The organism is Rhodoplanes sp. SY1, from assembly GCF_046000175.1.
GTDB lineage: Bacteria > Pseudomonadota > Alphaproteobacteria > Rhizobiales > Xanthobacteraceae > Rhodoplanes.
Map to the genome: position 1 here is coordinate 1 of NZ_JBEOMB010000001.1, position 23890 is coordinate 23890.

The following is a 23890-nucleotide window of genomic DNA, read 5'->3' on the forward strand; positions in this document are numbered from 1 at the left end:
GCGAGCGCCGTCGCGTTCGCCCGAAGAACGCTCGGGCGTATCGACGCCCGAGCCGGCGGGCCTAGAGGCCGAGCCAGCGGGCCGTGCCGTCGATGTCGGCCAGCACGGTCGCGGTCGCGGCGGTGAGCGCGAAGGCGCCGGCGATGTCGCGCAGCGTCGGCCGGTCGGTCCGTCGGGGCGGACCGGAGGCGCGATCGGCGACCGCCAACGCACCGGCCATCACGACGGCGAGCAGCGCGAAGGCCGACATCACGATGCCGGTCGGCAAGACCCAAGCGAACAGGGCGAGCGGCACCGTGACGGCCGCCGACAACGCGGCGAGCGGCAGGGCCGAACGCGGCAAACCGAGGGCCGGCTCGTGCCAGTCCGGTGCCGTCTTCACAGGAGCCATCTGAGTCTCCGCGACCCGGCCATGATCCGGCGTCTCCGGAGGTCGCCCGCTGCTCGGCGGGGTGGCGAAAGCAAAGTACGGCCCCGGACAGACGCGAAGACTATGGCGCTAGGTCTTTCCATTTAACGAGGATTGTTCCTCGGGGGCAGATCATCCTACCGCGCCCCTGCGACATCCTGTAGCCGTGATGATCGGGGGGTATTTCTACGGTAATGCCGCAGCAGCCCGATCCCGCCGTAAAGCACGCTTGACGCTGGGGTTTCGATCGGGACGCGCCGGGCAGAGAGACCTTGATGCAGTGCAACAAGGTATGGCTCTGCGTAAAGATCGGACTACACATGCGATTTCGAAGTACATCCCCATCGGGCTATGTCGCTTTAAACTTGCGTCGGCCTCGGATCTGTCGTTATCTGGTCGTGGCAATCGGTTTTTGGCCGTTCCGGCCGCGCAGCGTCGAATGACGTCAACGATTCGGATCTCCCCAAAAATCCAGGTTGTTACGTGAAGGCCGGCGACCCCTCGTCGGCATTCGCGTCCATCGCGACGTCAGACTTTGATCAGGAGACCGACGATGCAAAAAGGCACCGTCAAATGGTTCAACCCCACGAAGGGCTATGGGTTCATCCGGCCGTCGACCGGCGATAAGGACGTGTTCGTCCATATCTCGGCTGTCGAGCGGGCCGGCCTCAGCACCCTGAATGAAGGTCAGGTGATCGAGTACGAACTCGTCACCAACCGCGGCAAGACCTCCGCGGAGAACCTCAAGGTCGCGTAAGCGGCCCGGCCGGCTTCGTCCGGCTTGCGGGTGCGTCCCGTAGCCCCCGGTTCTCACCGGGGGTTTTTTTATGCCCGCGGGCGGCCGTCCGGGCTCGCCGCCGGAGGATGCGCGTGGCATGTGGCTTGCGTATCATCTCCGTAGGAATGCGTAGTCCCTCAGGATGGGGCTGCGCCCGAGCGGAGACCCCCGAATGACCCCCGTGAGCTCCTTCCGTCCGACCCGTCGCGGTCTTCTCACGATGCTGGCCGGCGCCGCGGCGCTGCCCTTAGCCGCGCCGCTCGCGCAGGCGACGGGCGTGCCGCCGGGATTCCCGCAACGGCCCATGACGCTCGTCGTGCCGTTCAGCCCCGGCGGCCCTGTCGATGTGCTCGGCCGGCTGCTCGCCGACACCTTCCAGGCCCGCTCCGGCCACGCCGCCATGGTCGAGAATCGCACCGGCGGGGCCGGCAATATCGGCATCGACATGGTGCGCAAGGCGGCCCCCGACGGGGCGACGCTGCTGCTGATCCCGGCCGGCAACCTGACCATCAACCCGACCCTGATGCCGAACCTGCCGTTCAGCGTCGAGAAGGACTTCTCGCCCGTCACGCTGCTCGCCAGCGCGCCGAACATCATCGTCGCCGCGCCGGGGCTCGGCGTGTCGACGATCGCCGATCTGATCGCCAAGGCGAGGACCGAGCGGATCAGCTACGGCTCGCCGGGCGTCGGCAGCCAGCTCCACCTCGCCATGGAGTTGTTCAACGACACGGCCGGCGTCGCGCTCGCCCATGTGCCGTATCGCGGCTCGTCGCAGGCGCTCACCGACGTGATCGGGAATCACATCGGGCTCGTCGCCACCAATCTGACGGCGGCGCTGCCGGCCATCCAGGCGAAGCGCGTCGTGCCGCTGGCGATGACGACCGCGCGCCGCAGCCCGCTCGTCCCCGACGTGCCGACGCTCGCCGAGGCCGGCGTCGCCGGCATCGACGTGACGTCGTGGTACGGCATGCTCGCGCCCAAGGCGGTCCCGGACGCGACCCGCGATGCGCTCGCCGCCGTCACGGCGGACGTGCTGCAGTCGCCGGCCGTGCAGGACAAGCTCGCGGCCCAGGGCGTGACCGTGACGGTCGAGGGGCCGGGCGTCTTCGCGGCAAGAATCCGCCGCGAGACCGCCGTGTGGGCCGAGGTGATCAGGGCGCACCGGATCGTCAGCCAGTAGGGCAAGATTCGACGCCGAGTCATTCCGGGGCGGCGCGCAGCGCCGAACCCGGAGTCCAGCCCGGAACGCCGTGTCTGCGACTGGATTCCGGGTTCGCGAGCCTTCGGCTCGCGCCCCGGAATGACCGGGCTTCGAGGTCAGCTCGTCGCGCCGCCGGTCAGCTCCGGATAGTCGGGGAAATAGCGCTGCGCCATGCGGGCCACGTAGGCCGCGAGGTTGGGGCGGCGCTCCGCCGCGGTGCGCAGCGGCGTGATGAACTGGCGGCACAGCGCGCCGGCCATGAACGGGAACACGGTCGCGTCGACGCTGGTCGGCTGGTCGCCCATGAAGAACGGCTTGTCGCCCAGATGGTCGGCGACCGCGTCGATCGAGCGGGTGCCGATGCGCAGCATGTCCTCGGGCGAATGCCGCGACATCCCTTGCGCGTGCAGGTCGCGGCGCACGCTGCGGCGGACCATGGCGATGACGAGGCCGCGCATCGGGGCCGGGACGGCGCCGAAGAACTGCCGCGCGCCGCGGTCGAAATTGGCGTCGTCCACCCAGCGGGCGTGGAGGAAGGCCCAGTAGAGGTGCTCCTCGATCATCTTCTCGAACGCCCAGGCGACGGCGCGCCGCGCGTCGTCGAGATCCTTGTCGAGGGCGAGGCCATACTTCGTCTCGAGATGCCAGCGGATCAGCGTCGAGTCGGCGATCACGGCGCCGTCGTCGTCGATATAGGGCAGCTTGCCCTTCGGCGCCTTGCGCAGGTTGCCGGTCACGGCCCGGTAGGGCACGGACGCCATCTTCAGGAGCGTCTCGGCCTTGGTGACGAACGGGCTCGGGTCGGGCAGCCCGAAAGCGGGGCCGAAGCCGTACAGCGTGATCATGGAGCTCCTCGGGGGATTCTTGCCGAATGCCATGATGCGGCCGGCTGTGGCGGCCCTGTGACGCCGCGGCTCGAACCGTATCCGCTTGGCCCCGTCGATGGTCATTCCGGGGCGCGCTGAAAGCGCGAACCCGGAATCCAGCCAAGACCGAAGAGTTTGCCGCTGGATTCCGGGTTCGCAGCTCGCTGCGCCCCGGAACGACCGAGGTCGGATCGGCCCGAATCCGTATCACACAGACGGCGCGATCATCGCCCCCTCGGGCGCCGCCGCGCCGGCGATGCGGCAGCGGCCGGCCGCGACCGTGATCCGGCCTTCGGCGAGCCAGCGCAGCGCCAGCGGGTAGATGCGATGCTCGACCGCGAGCACGCGCGCGGCGAGGCTCGCCTCGGTGTCGTCGTCGCCCACCGGAACGGCGCCCTGCACGATGATCGGCCCCGAATCCATCTCCGGCACGACGAGATGCACGGTGGCGCCGTGCAGCCGCACGCCGGCCGCGAGCGCGCGGGCATGCGTGTCGAGCCCCTTGAACGACGGCAGCAGGGCCGGGTGGACGTTGATCATCCGCCCCTCCCAGGCGCCAACAAACCATGGCGTCAGCAGCCGCATGAAGCCGGCGAGGCAGACGATCTCGATGCCGTGGTCGCGCAGCACCGCGTCCATGGCCCGATCGAACGCCTCGCGGTCCTTGCCGAACGGCTTGTGGTCGACGACCTCGGTCGGTATGCCCGCCGCGGCGGCGCGCAGGAGCCCGGCGGCGTCGGGGCGGTTGGAGAGGACGAGCGCGATCTCGGCCGGGAAGGTCGGGTCGGCGGCCGCCTCGATCAGCGCCGCCATGTTGGAGCCGCGCCCCGAGATCAGGATCGCCACTCTTGCGCGGCCCGCCGCGGCGCGATGCGCCCCGGTGCGCGTCTCGTCGGCGCTCGTCATCGGGTGTCGCTTCCGGTCAGGCGTCGAGCGAGAGGCGGCCCGTATAGGTCACCCGCGGCGCGTCCGGCGCGGCGTCGACCACGGTGCCGATGCGGGCGACGCTCTCGCCGGCCCGGGTCAGCGCCGCCGCGACCGCGTCGGCCTCCTCGGGGGCCGTGACGGCGATCATGCCGACGCCGCAGTTGAAGGTGCGCAGCATCTCCAGCATCTCGACCCCGCCCGTCTTCGCGAGCCAGCCGAACACCGGCGGCACCGGCACGGCGTCGAGGTCGATGCGCACGCCCTGGCCCTTGCCGAGCACGCGCGGGATGTTGTCCGGGAAGCCGCCGCCCGTGATGTGGGCGAAGGCCTTGACGGCGCGGGTCTCGCGCATCGCGGCCAGGCACCCTGCGACATAGATGCGGGTGGGCGCGAGCAGCGCCTCGCCGAGCGAGCGGGCCGGGTCGAACGGGGCGGGTGCGTCGAAGGCGAGGCCGGAGCGCGCGACGATCCGGCGCACCAGCGAGTAGCCGTTCGAATGCACGCCCGAGGACGCGAGGCCGAGCACCACGTCACCGGCGGCGACCGGCCGCGGCAGCAGGCCGTCGCGCTCGGCGGCGCCGACCGCGAAGCCCGCGAGGTCGTAGTCGTCGCCCTGGTAGACGCCCGGCATCTCGGCCGTCTCGCCGCCGATCAGGGCGCAGCCGGCCTGCCGGCAGCCCTCGGCGATGCCGCCGACGATCGCGGCCGCGCGCTCCGGGTCGAGCCGGCCGCAGGCGAAATAGTCGAGGAAGAAGAGGGGCTCGGCGCCCTGTACGACGAGGTCGTTGACCGACATGGCGACGAGGTCGATGCCGATGGTGGCATGCCGGCCGGTCTCCACCGCGATCTTCAGCTTGGTGCCGACCCCGTCGGTCGCGGCGACCAGGACCGGGTCCTTGAACCCGGCCGGCTTGAGGTCGAACACCGCCCCGAAGCCGCCGATCTCGGCGTCGGCGCCGGCGCGACGGGTGGCCCGCACCAGCGGCTTGATGAGGTCGACCAGGCGGTTGCCGGCGTCGATGTCGACACCCGCGTCGGCATAGGTCAGGCCCGGTCGGCTAGTCTCGCTCATGATTCGGGCCTCGCAGGTCGGGTGCGTCGAAGATGCCGGGTGGTACGGCGGAATCGGGTCTGGCGCAACGCTGCCGATCACAATAAGAAATTCAGGTTCGCCAAAGGAATAATCGAGGACATCTGTGTGCCGGACCGGGGCCGGGTCCGGGTGAGCCGGGGTCGAGCGTGAATTTTCCGAGCGTCGTTAACAATCTCCCGAATATCGTGACCATCGTCCGCATCCTGATGGTACCGGTGCTGGTGTGGGCGATCGCCGCGGGCGAGATGCGGCTGGCCTTCCTCCTGTTCGTCGCCGCCGGAGTCTCCGACGCGGTCGACGGGTTCCTGGCCAAGCGCTTCGGGATGACCACCGACTTCGGCGCTCACCTCGATCCGCTCGCCGACAAGATGCTGATCGTCGCGATCTTCGTCGGGCTCGGCTGGTTCGGCCGCATCCCGCTGTGGCTGGTCATCCTTGTGGTGTCGCGCGACATCCTCATCGTCGGCGCCGTGACGCTGACGCTGCTGCTCGGCAAGCCGATCAAGGTGCGGCCGCTGGCGATCTCCAAGGTCAACACGGTGGTGCAGATCGTCTTCGCGTCGCTGGTGCTCGGCGCGCTCGGCTTCGGCTTCGACGCGGAGCCGGTGCAGTCGATCATCATGTACATGGTGGCGGCCACGACGCTCCTCTCGATCGGCTTCTACACGCGCGAATGGGTCCGCCATCTGGCGGCCGAGAGCGAGCCCGGCTGATGGCGGTCCGCCCCACCGATCCGGGGCAGCTCGCGCTCGGTCTGGAGCATCCCGAGAGCTTCTCCCGCGACGACTTCCTGGAGAGTCCGTCGAACGCCGCCGCGCTCGGCCTCGTCGACCGCTGGCCCGACTGGCCGGCCCGCGGCCTGGTGGTCGCCGGCCCGGTCGGGACCGGCAAGAGCCATCTCGCGGCGATCTGGGCCGAGCGGGCCGGCGCCCGCGTGCTGCCGGCCGCCGCCCTGACCGAGGCCGGCGTGCCCGAGGCGCTGTCCGCCGGGGCTCTGGCGCTCGACGACGTCGCGCCCGGCGTCGACGAGGTGGCGCTGTTCCACCTCCTCAACCTCGCCCGCGCCCAGGGCACCTTCCTGGTCCTCACCGCCGAGACTCCGCCGGCCGGCTGGACGCTGCGGCTGCCCGACCTGCATTCGCGGCTGCGCGCCATGCCGGTGGTCCAGATCGAGGCGCCGGATGCGACGCTGCTGCGCGCCGTCCTGGTGAAGCTGTTCGCCGACCGCCAGCTCGTCGTCGACGAGGGGCTGCTCACCTATGTGGAGCGCCGGATCGAACGCTCGCTCGCCGCCGCCCGCGCCGTGGTGGCGGCGCTCGACCAGGAAGGGTTGCGCCGCAAGCGACCGGTCACCCGGGCGCTCGCCATCGAGGTTCTGGGCCGGGGCGAAGAAGCCGGCGAGGGCGGCTGGGACGACGAGGACGGCGCCGGCGCGCCGGCAGGGCCGGGCGCCGCCGGCGCCTGAACGTCTGCGTCACCATGCTACCGGATGCCGCCACGGCTCGGGCTGGCCTTGCCGCGCGCGGACGCCCATAGTCGTGACTCGGACGGCGCAACCGGCCGGTTGCGGGACGCCCGGCTGCCGGATGAAACCGGTCGGCCGGAACGGCCCGAACAGGACAGCACGGCCCAGGACAGCATGGCCCAGGACAGCATGGCCCAGGACAGCATGGCCCAGGACAGCATGGCCCAGGACATCGCGGCCCGAAGCAGCATCGAGGCCCAAAACAGCATGGTCGACCAGCAAGACATCGATCCGACGGTCGTGGTTCCCGGCGCGTCGGGGATCGCGCCGGTCGCCCCCAAGCCCGCCAAGCGCAAGCGGCCGCACGACCCGACCCGCTACATCAATCGCGAGCTGTCCTGGCTCCAGTTCAACCGGCGTGTGCTGGAGGAGTCGGCGAACCCCAATCATCCGCTGCTGGAGCGGGTGCGCTTCCTGTCGATCTCGGCCAACAACCTGGACGAGTTCTTCATGGTCCGGGTCGCCGGCCTCAAGGGCCAGGTGCGCGAGGGCATCGCCACCAAGAGCCCGGACGGCCTCACCCCGAGCGAGCAGCTCGCCCGCATCAACGAGAGCGTCCAGACGCTCGGCGAGGAGCAGCAGCGGCTGTGGCGCGCGCTGAAGATCGAGCTCGCCGCGCAGAGGATCGTGTTCGTCGAGGCCGCCGAGCTCCACAAGGGCGAGCGCGCCTGGCTGGAGGATCACTTCCTCACCCACATCTTCCCGATCCTCACGCCGCTCGCCATCGACCCGGCGCATCCGTTCCCGTTCATCCCGAACTTCGGCTTTTCGCTCGCGCTGCAGCTCTCGCGCAGCCGCGACGGGCGCGCCATGAACGCGCTGATCCGGGTGCCGCCCAAGATCGAGCGATTCATCCGGCTCGTCGGCGGCGAGGAGGGCGCGATCCGGCTGATCACGCTGGAGCACGCCATCGCGCTGTTCATCCCGCGGCTGTTCCCGGGCTATGCGCTGAAAGGGCAGGCGGGCTTCCGGGTGCTGCGCGACTCGGAGGTGGAGATCGAGGAGGAGGCCGAGGATCTGGTTCTCCTCTACGAGACGGCGCTCAAGCGCCGCCGCCGCGGCTCGGTGATCCGGCTCGAGCTCGACGCGGCGATGCCGCCCGAGCTGCAGCGTTTCGTCCAGCGGGCGCTCGCCGTCGCCGACGACGAGGTGTTCCGCATCGACGGCGTGCTCGCTTTGTCGGAGTGGTCGCAGCTCACGTCGCTCGACCGACCCGACCTCGAATTCGTGCCCTACAATCCGCGCTTCCCCGAGCGCATCCGCGACCACGCCGGCGACTGCTTCGCGGCGATCCGGCAGAAGGATCTGATCGTCCACCACCCCTACGAGTCGTTCGACGTCGTCGTGCAGTTCCTCGAGCAGGCGGCGCGCGATCCGGACGTCCTCGCGATCAAGCAGACGCTTTATCGCACCTCCAAGGACTCACCGATCGTGCGGGCGCTCGCCGAGGCGGCCGAGCTCGGCAAATCGGTGACGGCCGTCGTCGAGCTGAAGGCACGCTTCGACGAGGAGGCGAACATCCGCTGGGCCCGCGACCTCGAGCGCGCCGGCGCCCAGGTGGTCTACGGCTTCATCGAGCTGAAGACGCACGCCAAGCTGTCGCTGGTGATCCGCCGCGAGAACGGCCAGCCGGTCTCCTACGTGCACACCGGCACCGGCAACTATCATCCGCAGACGGCGCGCATCTACACCGACCTCTCGTACTTCACGGCCGATCCGGCGGTCGCCCGCGACGTCGCGCGGGTGTTCAACTTCATCACCGGCTACGCCGAGCCGGCCGGGCTCGAGCGGCTGGCGGTGTCGCCGCTCGACCTGCGCGAGCGCATGCTGCGCCACATCGGCGAGGAGACCGACAATGCCCGCGCCGGCAAGCCGGCCGCCATCTGGCTGAAGATGAACTCGCTCGTCGATCCCGGCATCATCGACGCGCTCTACGACGCCTCGCAGGCCGGCGTGAAGATCGACCTCGTGGTGCGCGGCATCTGCTGTCTGCGCCCCGGCATCGCCGGCCTCTCCGACAACATCAAGGTGAAGTCGATCATCGGCCGGTTCCTGGAGCACGGCCGCATCTACTGCTTCGGCAACGGCGCCGCGCTGCCGAACCCGAAGGCGCATGTCTACATCTCGTCGGCCGACATGATGCCGCGCAATCTCGATCGCCGCGTCGAGGTGCTGTGCCCGATCCTCAACGCGACCGTGCACGAGCAGGTGCTCGATCAGATCATGATGGCGAACCTGAAAGACAACGAGCAGAGCTGGACGCTCTTGCCCGACGGAAGCTCGACGCGTATCAAGGCGGCATCCGGCGAAGAGCCCTTCAACGCGCATAAATACTTCATGACAAATCCGAGTCTGTCCGGCCGCGGCAAGTCCGTGAAGGAGTCTTCCCCGCGCAGCTTCACCCGGCGGGGAGACCGTGCTTAAGCGCACCAAGACGGCGCCCGCCGTCGCCCCGGGCCGGCTCGACGTCGGGCCGCCCGTCGCGGTCATCGACATCGGCTCCAACTCGATCCGTCTCGTCGCCTACGAAGGCCTCTGCCGGAACCCGACCCCGATCTTCAACGAGAAGGTGCTGGCCGGGCTCGGCCGCGAGGTGCTCACGACCGGCCTCTTGGCGCCCGACGCGGTAGGGCGCGCACTCGCCGCGCTGAAGCGCTTCCGCATGCTGTGCGACGTGATGGGTGTCGAGCGGCTGTGGGTGATCGCCACGGCCGCCTGCCGCGAGGCGAAGAACGGACCGCAGTTCATCCGCGAGGCGAAGGCGGTCTGCGGCGTCGAGATCGACGTGCTGTCGGGCAAGCGCGAGGCGACGCTCTCGGCGCTCGGCGTCGTCTCCGGCATCCACAAGCCGGACGGCATCGTCGGCGATCTCGGCGGCGGCTCGCTGGAGCTCGTCGACGTGAAGGGCACCCGGCTCGCCGGCGGCGCCTCGCTGCCGCTCGGCGGCCTCGCGCTGCAGGATCTCTCGGCGCGCTCGCTCAAGAAGGCCGACAAGATCGTCGACGAGGCGTTGCGCGGCGTGAAGTTCCTCAAGGCCGGGCAGGGGCGCGCCTTCTACGCGGTCGGCGGCACCTGGCGTGCGCTCACCCGCCTGCACATGCGCCAGACCGGCTATCCGCTGCACGTGATGCAGAACTACGTGATCCCGGCCCGGGAGGCGCTGGAGTTCGCCCGGCTGGTGCGGCGCGTCAACGCCGACACGCTGTCGCAGATCGAATCGGTCAACGAGTTCCGCCGGCCGCTGCTCGGCTACGCCGCCGTCGTGCTGGAGCACATCATCCGGGCCGCGAAGCCGCGCGAGATCGTCGTCTCGGCCGCCGGCGTGCGCGAGGGCCTGCTGTTCTCGGCGCTGCCCGAGCGCGAGCGCAAGCGCGACCCGCTGATCGACGCCGCCCAGGAGCTCAACGTGCTGCGGTCGCGCTCGCCCGAGCACGGGCTCGAGCTGATCGATTGGACCGATCGGTTCATGGCGTCGACCGGCATCGAGGAGACGGCCGACGAGAAGCGACTGCGTCATGTCGCCTGCCTGCTCGGCGACATCGCCTGGCGGGCGCATCCGGACTATCGCGGCGAGCAGTCGCTCAACGTGATCTCGCACGCCAATCTGCTCGGCGTCGATCACCCGGGCCGGACCTTCGTGGCGCTTGCCGTCTACTTCCGCCATGTCGGGCTGTTCGAGGGCGAGCTGGGGCCGGGCGTGCGCGAGCTCGTCACCACCCGGATGATCGACCGCGCGCGTATTCTCGGCGGCGCCATGCGGGTCGCCTATCTGCTCTCCGCCGCGATGCCGAACCTGCTGCCGACCGTGCCCCTGGTGGTGCGCCGCGGCCAGCTCCAGCTCGTGCTCGGCGAGGCGCATGCGACGCTCGGCGGCGAGCGCGTCGCCAACCGCCTGCGCCAGCTCGCCCGCCTGATCGGCCGCGAGGCGCTGATCGTCTAGGAGGATGACGGGGGCGCTCCGCCCCTCACATCGCCCGCACGCGGACCAGGAAGTCGTCGACCCGCGAGGCGAGCTCGCCGGCCCGCTCCTGCAGCGACTGCGAGCCGCCCAGCACGTGCGTCGACGAGCGACCCGTCTCCTCGGCCGCCTGCTTGACGCCCGAGATGTTGGCCGAGACCTCGCGGGTCGCGGCCGATTGCTCCTCGACCGCGCCGGAGATCGAGGTGTTGACCTCGCTGATGCGCGAAATCACCCGCGCGAACTCCTGGATGGTCGCCGCCGTGGTCTTGGTCGAGTCCTGGATGCCGCGGATCTGATTCTCGATCTCCTCGGTCGCCTTGCCGGTCTGGCTGGCCAGCGTCTTCACCTCGGAGGCGACGACGCTGAAGCCCTTGCCGGCCTCGCCGGCGCGCGCCGCCTCGATCGTCGCGTTGAGCGCCAGCAGATTGGTCTGCGCGGCGATCTGGGCGATCATCTTGGTCACCTCGCCGACCTTGTCGGCGGCCTGCACCAGCTCGGTCACCAGCTTGTCGGACTTCTGCGCCTCCGTCACGGCGAAGTCGATCATCCGGGTCGCCTCGGTGAGCTGGCGCGCGATCTCGCCGGCCGAGGCGGAAAGCTCCTCGGAGGCCACCGCCATGGTGGTCGACTGGTTGGTGGTCTGCTCGGCCGCGGCGGCGAGCGACTGCGCCTCGTGCTGCATGTCGCCGGCTGCCGACGCGACGGTGCCGACCAGCGACTTGACGGTCTGCTCGAACGTGTCGGCGAGCGCCGCGTTCTCGGCCTTGCGCTTCGACAGGTCGGTTGCGAACTTCACCACCTTGTAGACGCGGCCGTTCATGTCGAAGATCGGGTTGTAGGAGGCCTCGATCCAGACCTCCTTGCCGCCCTTGCCGATGCGGCGATATTGGCGGGCCTGGAACTCGCCGCGATTGAGCGCCTCCCAGAACCGCTTGTACTCGCCGCTCTCCCGCTCGGCCGGATCGACGAACATGCCATGCTTCTTGCCCTGGATCTCGGCGAGCGTGTAGCCGAGCACCGCGAGGAAGTTCTCGTTCGCCGTGATGATGGTGCCGTCGAGTTCGAACTCGATGATGGCTTGCGAGCGGCCGATCGCGTTCACCTTGCCGAGCAGGTCGGCATGTTCGAGCTTCTGCGCCGTGATGTCGGTGGCGTACTTCACCACCTTGAACGGCTTGCCGCGCGCGTCGAGCACCGGATTGTAGGAGGCCTCGATCCAAACCTCCTTGCCGCCCTTGCCGAACCGCTTGAATTGCGCCCGCTCGAACGCGCCGCGGTTCAGCTTCGCCCAGAACTCCCGATAGGCCGAGCTGTCGGCGTACTGCGGCTCGACGAACACGCGGTGATGCTTGCCGCGGATCTCGTCGAGCGAGTAGCCCATCGCGTCGAGAAAGTTCTTGTTGGCCGTGATGATGGTGCCGTCCATGTGGAACTCGATGACGGCCTGGGACCGGTCGAGGGCGGCGAGCGTGGCGGCGGGCGAACGCAAGGACAAGAAGCGGCGCATATGCAGGGGCTCCGGCGGGGCGAGGTCAAGGCGCCGGAGATTGACGGTGCGAACTTACTAAACTTTGAAACAATGTCGCTGTTTTCGGAGCTTTCGCCGATAAATCCGCCAGGTCGGGACGGCGTTCACGCTGGTGTGACTACGAATTGACCTCACTTAGTCCCTAAGGACTAGGCCTTTTCATCCGGAACACTGGCTTTTGCTCTCGGATCGGGCGACCTCACACGCATCGGAGGCGCAACCGAAGCGCGTTCGCGCACGATTCACGCGAGCTCGCTCGCGCTCGGTCTCATTCGCGCTCGATCGCCACCACGCGGCCGCGCTCGACGGCGAGCGACAGCCGGCCGTGCTTGAGGGCGAGCGCCTTCTCGCCGAACAGCTCGCGCCGCCAGCCTTTGAGGGCGCGCACGTCGGCCTCGTCGTCGGCCGCGATGTGCTCGAGGTCGTCGACCGTGGCGATCACCTTGGCTGCGACGCCGTGGCGCTCCGCCGTCATCCGCAGCAGCACCTTCAGAAGCTCCACCGTGGCGCTGCCGTTCGTCATCGGACGATGGCGCTCGATCGGCGGCAGCGTCTTCGGATCGCGGGCGACGCCGGCCTTGATGGCTTCGAGGATGTCCTGGCCCCAGCGCGAGCGCTCGAAGCCCTTCGGCAGCGAGCGCAGCGAGGCGAGCCGCTCGGCCGTCGTCGGTGCCTGCAGGGCGATCTCGCCGATGACGTCGTCCTTGAGCACGCGGCCGCGCGGCACGTCGCGGGCCTGCGCCTCGCGCTCGCGCCAGGCCGCGACCTCGATCAGGACGGCGAGCTCCTTGGGCTTTCGCACCCGGCTCTTCAGCCGCTCCCACGCGGTCTCGGGGTCGGACCTGTAGGTCGACGGCGAGGTGAGGATCTCCATCTCCTCGTCGACCCAGTTGGTCCGGCCGCGCTTGGCGAGGTCGTCCGACAGCGCCAGGTAGACGTCGCGCAGATGAGTGACGTCGGACACGGCGTAGTAGGCCTGGGCGGGTGTCAGGGGGCGCCGCGACCAGTCGGTGAAGCGGTGCGACTTGTCGAGATTGTCGCCGGTGATGCGCTGCACGAGCTGGTCGTAGGAGATCGCGTCGCCGTATCCGAGCACCATGGCGGCGACCTGGGTGTCGAAGATCGGGGTCGGGATCAGCGACGCCTGGTGCCAGACGATCTCGATGTCCTGGCGGGCGGCGTGGAAGACCTTGAGCACCCGGTCGTTCGCCATCAGGGCCCAGAACGGCGCGAGATCGATGCCCTCGGCGAGCGTGTCGATCACCACGGCCTCGTCGCGGCTCGCCATCTGGGCGACGCACAGCAGCGGGTAGTAGGTGCTCTCGCGCAGGAACTCGGTGTCGACCGTCACGAAGGGATGCGCCGCCATGCGGTCGCAAACGGCGGCCAGCGCCTCGGTGGTGGTGATCGGCTCGACGGCCGGAAGGTCGACGGGCTCGGCGGCGGCCCGGACGGTTCGCGTACGCAACGGATCCTCGATCAGCATCGAACGGGGCGGAATCGGACGGCACCATGTCGGACAGGACTGCGTCTGACGCAGGGGCCGCGGCCGCCGAATAGGCGATGAAACAGAAGGGTCATGGGCTGAATGCCATTTTGGCGAATCTTAGCGTGCCACGGCGCGCAGGTCGAGCCGGCACCGGCCGACCCGTCGGAATATCAAGGATTTCTCTCCGCCGGCGGTATCTCGGCCCGGTCCTCCGGACGGGTTATCCACTGCGCCGGGTCCGGTTTGCGACTCAGGCCGCGACGGCATGCTCGTAGATGTCCTCCTCCTGGGCGTTGTGGATGCGCACCAGCGCCTCGATCGATTCGATGACCCGCTGGGCGTCGCGCACCAGGTAGCGGTCGACGTCCGCGGGCGCGAGGCCGTCGGCGAGGCGGGAGAGCAGGCGGGCGAGGTGCTGGATCTCGCGGTGCGCCCGGCTCATTGCCGAGAGGCCGTGGCTGTCGGCGAGGTAGCGGGTGAGGGACGGGTAGACCTCGGTCTCGTCGTCGCGCTCGTGCGCCACCACCTCGGCGGCGACCAGCCGGTCGGCCTCGCGGACCAGCCGCACCGCTTCCTCCGGATCGGCGTCGTCGAGCGCGTCGGCGATGCCGCGCAGCGTGTCGAGGCTGCGCTCCAGCCGGGCGTGGTCCTCGCGCAAATCCTGTGCCGCGCTGGACGACATGGTGCGCTGACCCCGGGCGGCGCCGCGTCCGGGGCCGAGCGCCCGCAGGGCGTTGAGGATCACGGCGACGTCGATGGCCTCCTGGGTCAGGGCGCCGGCGACCGGGGTGAGATAGCCGAAGGCGGCCGCCACCATCGCGACGCCCGACAGCGCCATCCCGACAACGATGCTCTGAACCGCGATCTTGCGGGCGCGGCGCGCCACCCTGACGGCCTGGGCGACGCGATCGAGCCGGTCGACCAGGATCACCACGTCGGCGGCCTCGGAGGAGGCCGAGGCGCCGCGTGCGCCCATGGCGATGCCGACTCCGGCGGCGGCGAGCGCGGGGGCGTCGTTGATGCCGTCGCCGACCATCAGGGTGGGGGCGAGGCGCTGCTCGGTCTTCACCGCGTCGACCTTGTCGGAGGGCGAGCGGTCGGCCAGCACGGCGTCGAGGTCGAGCGCCGCCCCGATCGTCTCGGCGGCGTCGGCGCGGTCGCCCGTCACCATCATGATGCGGCGGATGCCGGCGCCGCGCAGGAGCTGGATGGCGCGCGGCGTCTCCTTGCGCAGCTCGTCGGCGAGCAGGAGCGCGCCCGCCGGCTTGCCGTCGACCGTGACGAACACGGCCAGCGCCGAGCGCCAGGAGGCGCGACGCAGCGCCCGCGTCGCCCAGTCGGGCAGCCGGGTGGTGCCGAACGTCAGCGACGGTGCGCCGACCCGGACGAGCCGGCCGTCGAGCCGCCCTTCGAGGCCCGTGCCCATCGCCTCGCGCACCTCGCTCGGCATCGTGAGCGCGAGACCCTGGGCATTGGCGGCGGCCACGATGGCGCCGGCGACGACGTGGTGCGACGCCTGCTCCAGCGAGGCGGCGAGCCGCAGCACGTCGCCGGCGCTCTCGCCCGGTGCGGTCTCGATCGCCACCAACCGGGCGCCCCCCACCGTCAGCGTGCCGGTCTTGTCGAACAACACCGTCGTCGTCGCGGCCAGCGCCTCCAGGGCGCCGCCGCCTTTGACGAGCACGCCGTGGCGGGCCGCCTGCGACACGCCGGCGATGAAGGCGACCGGGGCGGCGAGGATCAGCGGGCAGGGGGTGGAGGCGACCAGCACGGCGAGCGCCCGGATCGGGTCGCCGGACAGCGCCCAGGCGAGCCCGGCGAGCGCCAGCGTCGCCGGCAGGAGCAGGAGCGCGTAGCGGTCGGCGATGCGGATGAACGGCGCCTTGGCGGTCTGCGCCGCCGTCACGAGGCGGACGATCCCGGCATAGGTGCTCTCGCCGGCGGTCGCCCGGGCCCGCATCTCGAAGGTCTCGCCGACATTGACGGTGCCGCTGCGGACCTCCTCGCCGGCCCGGCGAGTCACGGGGAGCGCCTCGCCGGTCAGCGCGGACTCGTCGATCGAGGCCGCGGCGCCCGTCACGGTGCCGTCGACCGGCACCACCTCGCCGGCCCGCACCACGAGCACGTCGCCGATCGCCACCGCGTCGACCGGCACGTCCTCGACCGTGTCGCCGGCGCGGCGATGGGCGAGGCGCGGAGCGCGGTCGACCAGGGCGCGAAGGTCGCGCTCGGCGCGCGCCACGGCGATGTCCTCCAGCACGTTGCCGCCCGTGTACATGATCGCGACGACGACGCCGGCGAGCGGCTCGCCGAAGACGAGGGCGGCGCTCATCGACACGAAGGCGACGGCGTCCACTCCCATGCGCCCGGCGGCGAGCGCCCGCACGATCGAGATCGCCAGCGCGACCACGACGGGCAGGGTTCCGGCGAACCACGACCAATGGGCGACGTCGGGCGCGCCGGCCGCCCAGGCCGCGAGGCCGACGACGAGCCCGGTCAGGGCGATCGCCACCAGCCCGTATCGTTCGATAGTCTCGCGCATGCGGTCCTCGGCGACGTATCCGGCGTTGGTGTCGGCTTCGCCGAATCCGCTAGCATCGCATGGAAGTATTTGGAAGTACGGTCTTTTCCGGGCTTCGCCCGCGACTGCGAGGCATTCGCGGCGAAGCCGTCAGCCCGCCTCGGACGGGTCCGTGGCGACGTCCGGCGCGCTCGCCTCGCCGGCGGCGAGGCAGCGCGCGACCAGCGCCTTGAGCGCCTTGAGGTCCAGCGGCTTGCGCAACCCCGCCGCGGCGCCGAGGGCGACCGCCATCTCCAGGAAGTCGGGCGAGGGCACGCCGGGCCGCGAGCGCCGCTCCGCCGAGATCGCCACCACGGGCAGGTCGGGCGCGCGGTCCTTCACGGCGCGCAGCGTCTCGAACCCGTCCATGTCGGGCATGAACACGTCGCAGATCACGAGGTCGTAGCGGCCGGTGCCGAGGCTCGCCACCGCGTCGCGGCCGCCGGCGACCGCCGAGACGGTGTGGCCGGCCTCTTCCAGGGCGCGACCGAGCACGACCCGGAGAAGCTCGTCGTCGTCGACCACCAGGATGTGTGCCATGGCGAGGGAGCCTCGCTGGGTCATACCGGTCGTGCAGAGAGTGCCGGATCTGTGGTACACGGCGCGGTGTATACAGTCGGTCAAAATAAAGCCCTGCCCGATGGCGACAAGCTCGCGTCTTTCCGTATGTCCGCGCTAAGACAAGCCCGATGAAGTCCTTCGGCCCACACCATCCCGCCCCGCCGGCGCCGCGCAAGGCGGGGAGCACCCCGCTCGACGGCCTGCTGGCCGACGGGCCCGCCCACGCGCGCGACGCACTGCTGCGCTTGTGCATCGAGGCGGCGCCGGTCGGCATCGCGATGTTCGATCGCGAGATGCGCTGCCTGGCCGCCAGCCGCCGGTTCCAGGAGGACCACGGCGTCGCCGGCGAGGTGCTGGTCGGCCGGTCGCATTACGAGGTCTTCCCGAGCATCCCGCAGCGCTGGCGCGACGTCCATGCGCGCTGCCTCGCCGGCGCCAGCGAGCGCTGCGACGCCGACCGCTACGAGGTGCCGGGGCGTCCGCCCATCTGGGTCCGTTGGGAGATCCGGCCATGGCACGAGCCGGGCGGCGCCATCGGCGGCATCGTGCTGTTCACCGAGGACGTCACCGAGACGGTCATTCGCGAGGCCGAGCTGCGGCGCTGGGCCGACACCTTCGAGAACGCCGCCTTCGGCATCACGGTGACGGACGCGACGACCAACACGATCGCCTTCGCCAACAAGGCCCGCGCCGCGATGGTCGGTCTCGATGTCGCCGAGGTGTGCGGCTCGAACGTGCTCGACGGCTATCCGCAGGAGGAGCGCGCCCGCATCGCCGCCCTGCTGGCCGAGGGCGACCGCACCGGGCGGGTGATCTTCGACACGGTGTTCCTGCGCCGCGACGGGTCGTCGCTGCCGGTCCAGCTCGACATCACCAGCGTGCGCAACGCCGACGGCAGCGTGCGCTACCGCATCGCCACCGCGCTCGACATCACCGACCGGCAGCTCGCCGAGCGCGCCCGCAAGGAGAGCGAGGCGGAGGCGCGTCGCTACGGCGACCTCCTGCGCACCATGATCGACACGATGGCGGAAGCCGTCCTGATGATCGACGCCGAGGGGCGCACCTTGTTCGCCAACACGGCGTGCCGGGCGATGTTCGGCAACCGCGACGAAATCGGCTCCGCCGCCTGGCAGCGGGTCTATATCCGCTTCCGGCCCGACGGCACGACGCCCTATCCGGCCGACGAGACGCCGATCGCCCGCGCCCGCCGCGGCGAGAGCTTCGACGATCTCGAGATCATCTGCCGGCGGGCGACCGGCCAGAGCGACCTGCACATCGTGGCGAGCGGCCGCTCGATCCGCAACGAGGCCGGCCGGCACGAGGCGGCCGTGATCGTCTACCGCGACGTCTCCGAGCTGTTCGAGAAGACGGTCGCGGCGCAGCGCAGCGCCGAGCTGTTCGAGAAGACCATCGCGTCGATCCCCGACGCCTTCCTGGTCACCGACGAGAACCGCAACTTCCTGCACCTCAACCCGGCCTGCAAGACGCTGCTCGGCATTGACGGGACGCAGTCGCTCGACGCCTGGGAGCAGTCCTACGCGATCTTCCAGGCCGACGGCACGACCGAGGTGCCGCACAACGAGCGGCCGCTGCGGCGGGTGCTGCGCGGCGAGCCGATCGATGCGACCGAGCTGGTGCTGCGCCAGGTGGCGACCGGCCGCGACCTCGCGCTGTCGCTGACGGCGCGCCCGATCCTCGACGGCGACGGCGCGGTGCGCGGCGCCGTGCTGCTCTATCACGACCTGTCGAAGTCGAAGCACATCGAGCGGCAGCTTCGCCAGGGCCAGAAGATGGACGCCATCGGCCAGCTCACCGGCGGCGTCGCGCACGACTTCAACAACATCCTCACGGCCATCACCTGCACGATCGAGATCCTCGCCAAGGGCGTCGCCGACCGGCCGCATCTCGCCACCATCGCGCGGATCATCGACCAGGCGGCGCGGCGCGGCGCCGATCTCACCCGCCAGCTCCTCGCCTTCGCGCGCCGGCAGCCGCTCGACCCGCGGCCGACCGACATCAACGGCCTGATGTCCGACACGGCGCGCCTGCTGCGCCCGACGCTCGGCGAGCACATCGAGCTCGCCACCGCGCTCTCCGACGGGCTGTGGCCCGCCATGGTCGATGCCTCGCAGCTCTCCACCGCGGTGATCAACCTCGCCGTCAACGCGCGCGACGCCATGCCGGACGGCGGCAAGCTCACGGTCGAGACCGCCAATGTCAGGCTCGACGAGACCTATGCCGAGACCAACCCGGACGCGCGCCCCGGCGACTTCGTGATGATCGCCGTCTCCGACACCGGCTCGGGCATCCCCAAGGCGATCCGCGACAAGGTGTTCGAGCCGTTCTTCACCACCAAGGATGTCGGCCGTGGAACCGGGCTGGGCCTGAGCATGGTGTACGGCTTCATCCGCCAGTCGGGCGGCCACGTGAAGCTCTACAGCGAGGAGGGGCAGGGCACCTCGATCAAGCTCTATCTGCCGCGCATCGTCGAAAGCGAGGAGGGCGACGAGGACGCCCCGGCGATCGACACCATGACGGGCGGCGACGAGACCATCCTGGTGGTTGAGGACGACGACCTCGTCCGCCGCAACGTGATCACGCTGCTGGAGGATCTCGGCTACACGGCGTTCGCGGCGAGCAGCGGGCCGGAGGCGCTGAAGCTGCTCGACGACGGCACGGTGTTTCAGCTCCTGTTCACCGACGTGATCATGCCGGGCGGCATCAACGGCCGCGAGCTCGCCGCCGAGGTGTTGCGCCGGCGGCCGGACGTCAAGGTGCTGTACACGTCCGGCTACGCCGAGGACGCGATCGTCCACCACGGCCGGCTCGATCCCGACGTGACGCTGCTCAACAAGCCGTACCGCAAGGCCGACCTCGCCCGAAAGGTGCGCGAGGCGCTCGCCGGCCCGGCCGCCCCGGGCGCCGCCGCCCGCAAGAAGCGCCGCCGTACCACCAACGAGCCGCCGGCCGAGTAGGCGCTCTTGCCTCTCGTCTGAATCTCGGGGGATCGGTCTGGTCGTCATTCCGGGGCGGCGCACAGCGCCGAACCCGGAATCCAGCCGCGCGTTTGGTGCTCGCCGCTGGATTCCGGGTTCGCGCCTTCGGCGCGCCCCGGAATGACGGAGTTTGAAACTACCGCCCGCGCACCTTCGGCAGGAAGATGAACGGCCACGGCGACGGCATCGGGCCGACCGGGACCTCGATCACGGTCGGGATGTCGCGCCGGGCGAAGCCGCGCTTCAGCGCGGCGGAAAGCTCCTCCGGCGTGCGGGCGCGCTCGGCCGCGGCGCCGAACGACTCGGCGAACTTGACGAAATCCGGATTGGCGAGGTCGCAGGCGATCAGCCGATTGCCGTAGCTCTCCTCCTGGATGCGCCGGACATTGCCGAAGGCGCCGTCGGCGAACACCACGGCGACCAGCGGGATGCGGTGCCGCATCGCGGTGGCGAGCTCGTTCGCCGTGTACATGAAGCCGCCGTCGCCGTTGATCGACAGCACCGCCCGGTCGCGGCAGGCGTCGGCCGCGCCGAGCGCCGTGGCGAAGCCCCAGCCGAGATTGTCCTGGTAGCCGGGCGAGAGAAACGTGCGCGGCGCGTAGACCGGCATGGCGATCCGGGCCGCGAAGCCGATCTGCGTCACCTCGTCGACGAAGATGCCGTCGTCCGGCAGCGCCGCGCGGATCGCCTCGAGATAGGCGAGCTGCGGCTGCAGCACCGAGAGCTTTTCGCGCAGCCTCGCCTGACGCTCCTCCATCTCGGCGCGCCGCGACGGGCGGGCGCGGTTGTGGCCCGGAACGAGGTCGATCAGCCGGCGCAGGATCGCCGCCGCGTCGCCGACGAGCGCGACGGCGGGGTCGGTGTGGCGGGTGGTCTCGGCCGCCTCGGCGTTGACGTGGATGATCTTGAGATCCTCGTCGACGCCCCAGTCGCGGACCGGGAAGAACAGCCGCGTGCCGACCGCCAGCACCACGTCGGCCTCGGCCCACAGCGCATGGGCGAGCGGGTGCGTGACGCTGAGCGGATCGCGGCTCGTGAGGATGCCGCGGCCGCGGCGGAAGCCGGACCCGACCGGCGCCTGCAGCATCGCCGAGAGCGCCGCGACCTCCGCGGCCGCGCCGTGGGCGCCGCCGCCCACCATGATCAGCGGGTTCTTCGCCGCGCCGAGCAGCTTCGCCGCTGCGCGCAGCGCGTCCTCGTCGAGCTCCGGTTCCGGAAGGGCCGCGGGCGGCGCGACCGGGGGCAGGGCGGCGCGGCGGCCCCAGACGTCCATGGCGCATTCGAGCAGCACCGGGCCGGGGCGCCCGGTCGCCATCGCCCGGATCGCCGCGGCGACGAAGGGGGCCGCCTCCTCGGGCGCGCGCATGCGGGCCGTATGGTCGGCGAGGCGGGCGACGATGCCGCTCTGATCGCGAATCTCGTGCAGATGCCCACGGCAAAGGCCGATCTCGGCCTCGGGGATCTGGCCGATCAGGCCGAGCACCGGCGCGTTCATCGCGTAGGCGGTCAAGATCGCGGCGCCGGCGTTGAGGAGGCCCGGCCCCGGCACCACGGCGAAGGTCTGCGGCCGGCCGGTCGCGAGGGCGGCACCGAGCGCCATGTAGGCGGCGGCCTGCTCGTGGCGGGCATGCACGGTGCGGATGCGCTCGGCGTTGCGGAAGAGGGCGTCGAACAACGGGTCGTTGTGCACGCCGGGCACCGCATAGAGCGTGTCGATGCCGTGCGCCAGCAGCGTCGCGACGGCCGCGTCGGCCGTGGTCGAAAGGTCCATGGTCGCCTCGATGCTCGCGTCCCGGGGATGGCGGCCGTATAGCCGAAGCCGGCGAGGCTGTCGCGGGGCGCGAACGGCGTCGCGCGAGGGCCGGTTTCCGCGGGCGGGCGGGCCACCCCCGCGGCTTGACAAGGCCGCGCGACGCATGCGCTTGTGCGGCCCGAATTCACCGGGCCGGGCGCCTCGCGCCGGCCGTATGCTTCGATGGACCGCCATGCATCGCTATCGGACTCACACCTGCGGCGCGCTGCGCGCCGGCGACGTCGGCGCCACGGCCCGCCTGTCGGGCTGGTGTCACCGCATTCGCGACCACGGCGGCGTGCTGTTCATCGACCTGCGCGATCATTACGGCCTCACCCAGGTGGTGGTCGACCCCGACTCGCCGGGCTTCGCCACGGCCGAGAAGGTGCGCTCCGAATGGGTGATCCGGGTCGACGGACTGGTGCGCAACCGCCCGGCCGGCACCGAGAACCCGGATCTCCCCACCGGCGCCGTCGAGGTCTATGCCCGCGAGATCGAGGTCTTGGGGCCCGCCGCCGAGCTGCCGATGCCGGTGTTCGGCGATCAGGAGTATCCGGAGGACATCCGGCTGCGCTATCGCTTCCTCGATCTGCGCCGCGAGCGGCTGCACGCCAACATCATGCTGCGCGGGCAGATCATCGACTCGCTGCGCCGCCGCATGAAGGAGCAGGGCTTCTTCGAGTTCCAGACGCCGATCCTTACGGCGTCGAGCCCCGAGGGCGCGCGCGACTTCCTGGTGCCGTCCCGTATCCATCCGGGCAAGTTCTACGCGCTCCCGCAGGCGCCGCAGCAGTTCAAGCAGCTCATCATGGTGTCGGGCTTCGATCGCTACTTCCAGATCGCGCCCTGCTTCCGTGATGAGGACGCGCGCGCCGACCGCTCTCCCGGCGAGTTCTACCAGCTCGACCTCGAGATGAGCTTCGTCACCCAGCAGGACGTGTTCGACGCGGTCGAGCCGGTGCTGCGCGGCGTGTTCGAGGAGTTCGGCAAGGGCAAGCGCGTCACCCAAAAGTTCCCGCTGATCCCGTTCGCCGAGGCGATGCGGAAGTACGGCTCCGACAAGCCGGACCTGCGCAACCCGATCGAGATGGCCGACGTCTCCGAGCATTTCCGCGGCTCGGGCTTCAAGGTGTTCGCCAACATCCTGGCGAACGACCCGACCGCCCAGGTGTGGGCGATCCCGGCGCCGACCGGCGGCAACCGCGCCTTCTGCGACCGCATGAACGACTGGGCCAAGGGCGAGGGCCAGCCGGGCCTCGGCTACATTTTTTGGCGCGAGGGTGAGGAGGGCGGCGCCGGTCCGCTCGCCAAGAACATCGGCGTCGAGCGCACCACCGCGATCCGCGACCAGCTCGGCCTGAAGGTCGGCGACGCCGTGTTCTTCGTCGCCGGCAAGCCGAAGGACTTCGCCAAGTTCGCCGGCCTCGCGCGCACCAAGGCGGGCGAGGATCTCGGGCTCGTCGACAAGGACCAGTTCGCCCTGTGCTGGATCGTCGACTTCCCGATGTACGAGTGGAACGAGGAGGAGAAGAAGATCGACTTCTCCCACAACCCGTTCTCGATGCCGAACATGCCCGTGGACGAGTTCCTGGCGCTCGAGCCGGGCGACAGTGACAAAATCCTCGGCATGAAGGCGATCCAGTACGACATCGTGTGCAACGGCATCGAGCTGTCGTCGGGCGCGATCCGGAACCACCGGCCGGACGTGATGAAGAAGGCCTTCGCCATCGCCGGCTACGGCGAGGACGTGCTGGAGGCGAAGTTCGGCGGCATGCTGCGCGCGCTGTCGCTCGGCGCCCCGCCGCACGGCGGCATCGCGCCGGGCGTCGACCGCATCGTCATGCTGCTCGCCGGCGAGGAGAACCTGCGCGAGGTCGTCCTCTTCCCGATGAACCAGCGGGCCGAGGACCTCCTGATGGGCGCCCCCTCCGAGGTGACGCCGAAGCAGCTCCGCGAGCTGCACATCCGGCTGAACCTGCCGCAGAAGTGATGTCTTCACCTCTCCCCGCTGCGCGGGGAGAGGTCGACGTTCGCGCGATCAGCGCGGACGTCGGGTGAGGGGGCGCCGCCGCGAGTCTCGGCGATGCGGAAGCGCCCCCTCACCCGACGCGCCGCTTCGCGTCGCGCCACCCTCTCCCCGCGCAGCGGGGAGAGGGGACAACGGCCCGCCGCCCGTCATCCCGAAAAATCCCTTGATCCCCGGG

Annotated in this window: 17 protein-coding genes; 8 read left to right on the forward strand and 9 right to left on the reverse strand. The window is 70.5% G+C overall.

What is annotated here, in order from left to right; all coding sequences use genetic code 11:
* Positions 1 to 61: 61 nt before the first annotated feature.
* Complete coding sequence (locus ABTU92_RS00005) at positions 62 to 391, reverse strand: hypothetical protein (RefSeq protein WP_408086409.1); 330 nt, start codon at positions 389 to 391, stop codon at positions 62 to 64.
* 571 nt (positions 392 to 962) lie between these two features.
* Here ABTU92_RS00005 and ABTU92_RS00010 point away from each other — a divergent pair.
* Together ABTU92_RS00010 and ABTU92_RS00015 are read left to right on the forward strand one after the other, a co-directional pair.
* Positions 963 to 1166 carry a cold-shock protein gene (locus ABTU92_RS00010; RefSeq protein WP_111360442.1) on the forward strand — a complete coding sequence of 68 codons (204 nt, stop codon included), beginning with the start codon at positions 963 to 965 and terminating at the stop codon, positions 1164 to 1166.
* Between the two features lie 193 nt (positions 1167 to 1359).
* A complete protein-coding gene (locus tag ABTU92_RS00015) occupies positions 1360 to 2367 on the forward strand; it encodes a tripartite tricarboxylate transporter substrate binding protein (protein WP_408086411.1) in 1008 nt (335 codons plus the stop codon).
* Positions 2368 to 2504: 137 nt separating this feature from the next.
* Here the strand turns inward: ABTU92_RS00015 and ABTU92_RS00020 are convergent, their stop codons facing one another.
* The 3 genes from ABTU92_RS00020 to purM all read right to left on the reverse strand — a co-directional run bounded on the left by ABTU92_RS00020 (position 2505) and on the right by purM (position 5253).
* Positions 2505 to 3233: a glutathione S-transferase family protein gene (locus ABTU92_RS00020; RefSeq protein WP_408086413.1), complete on the reverse strand. Its 729-nt coding sequence runs from the start codon at positions 3231 to 3233 to the stop codon at positions 2505 to 2507.
* Positions 3234 to 3461: 228 nt separating this feature from the next.
* A complete protein-coding gene (purN, locus tag ABTU92_RS00025; protein ID WP_408086415.1) occupies positions 3462 to 4160 on the reverse strand; it encodes a phosphoribosylglycinamide formyltransferase in 699 nt (232 codons plus the stop codon).
* Between the two features lie 16 nt (positions 4161 to 4176).
* Complete coding sequence (gene purM, locus ABTU92_RS00030; RefSeq protein WP_408086417.1) at positions 4177 to 5253, reverse strand: phosphoribosylformylglycinamidine cyclo-ligase; 1077 nt, start codon at positions 5251 to 5253, stop codon at positions 4177 to 4179.
* Positions 5254 to 5420: 167 nt separating this feature from the next.
* Between purM and ABTU92_RS00035 the strand changes: the two genes are divergently transcribed.
* From ABTU92_RS00035 to ppx, 4 genes are all read left to right on the forward strand, one after another.
* Positions 5421 to 5987 (forward strand): CDP-alcohol phosphatidyltransferase family protein, encoded by a 567-nt coding sequence (locus ABTU92_RS00035; RefSeq protein WP_408086419.1) that lies wholly within the window; start codon positions 5421 to 5423, stop codon positions 5985 to 5987.
* Complete coding sequence (locus ABTU92_RS00040; RefSeq protein WP_408086421.1) at positions 5987 to 6739, forward strand: chromosomal replication initiator DnaA; 753 nt, start codon at positions 5987 to 5989, stop codon at positions 6737 to 6739. The genes ABTU92_RS00035 and ABTU92_RS00040 overlap by 1 nt, the downstream gene beginning before the upstream one ends.
* Before the next feature lie 267 nt (positions 6740 to 7006).
* The gene (locus ABTU92_RS00045) at positions 7007 to 9223 is read left to right on the forward strand and encodes an RNA degradosome polyphosphate kinase (protein ID WP_408086511.1); all 2217 of its coding nucleotides are present in this window, start codon (positions 7007 to 7009) and stop codon (positions 9221 to 9223) included.
* On the forward strand, positions 9216 to 10739 hold the full coding sequence (ppx, locus tag ABTU92_RS00050; RefSeq protein WP_408086423.1) for an exopolyphosphatase: 1524 nt from the start codon (positions 9216 to 9218) through the stop codon (positions 10737 to 10739). The genes ABTU92_RS00045 and ppx overlap by 8 nt, the downstream gene beginning before the upstream one ends.
* A gap of 25 nt (positions 10740 to 10764) precedes the next feature.
* On the opposite strand, the gene ABTU92_RS00055 is transcribed toward ppx, so the two are convergent.
* The 4 genes from ABTU92_RS00055 to ABTU92_RS00070 all read right to left on the reverse strand — a co-directional run bounded on the left by ABTU92_RS00055 (position 10765) and on the right by ABTU92_RS00070 (position 16877).
* Positions 10765 to 12267: a PAS domain-containing protein gene (locus ABTU92_RS00055; protein ID WP_408086425.1), complete on the reverse strand. Its 1503-nt coding sequence runs from the start codon at positions 12265 to 12267 to the stop codon at positions 10765 to 10767.
* Between the two features lie 289 nt (positions 12268 to 12556).
* Entirely contained in the window at positions 12557 to 13756 is a 1200-nt protein-coding gene (gene rnd / locus ABTU92_RS00060; protein WP_408086427.1) for a ribonuclease D, read from the reverse strand.
* Positions 13757 to 14027: 271 nt separating this feature from the next.
* Entirely contained in the window at positions 14028 to 16319 is a 2292-nt protein-coding gene (locus ABTU92_RS00065; protein WP_408086429.1) for a heavy metal translocating P-type ATPase, read from the reverse strand.
* Positions 16320 to 16448: 129 nt separating this feature from the next.
* The gene (locus ABTU92_RS00070) at positions 16449 to 16877 is read right to left on the reverse strand and encodes a response regulator (protein ID WP_408086431.1); all 429 of its coding nucleotides are present in this window, start codon (positions 16875 to 16877) and stop codon (positions 16449 to 16451) included.
* A 149-nt stretch (positions 16878 to 17026) separates the two neighbouring features.
* On the opposite strand from ABTU92_RS00070, the gene ABTU92_RS00075 reads away from it, so the two are divergent.
* A complete protein-coding gene (locus ABTU92_RS00075; protein ID WP_408086433.1) occupies positions 17027 to 19873 on the forward strand; it encodes a PAS domain S-box protein in 2847 nt (948 codons plus the stop codon).
* 157 nt (positions 19874 to 20030) lie between these two features.
* Here ABTU92_RS00075 and ABTU92_RS00080 read toward each other — a convergent pair whose 3' ends face one another.
* Complete coding sequence (locus ABTU92_RS00080) at positions 20031 to 21665, reverse strand: thiamine pyrophosphate-dependent enzyme (RefSeq protein ID WP_408086435.1); 1635 nt, start codon at positions 21663 to 21665, stop codon at positions 20031 to 20033.
* Positions 21666 to 21879: 214 nt separating this feature from the next.
* Between ABTU92_RS00080 and aspS the strand changes: the two genes are divergently transcribed.
* Positions 21880 to 23676, forward strand: a complete 1797-nt coding sequence (gene aspS, locus ABTU92_RS00085) for an aspartate--tRNA ligase (protein WP_408086437.1) — start codon at positions 21880 to 21882, stop codon at positions 23674 to 23676.
* Positions 23677 to 23890: the final 214 nt, after the last annotated feature.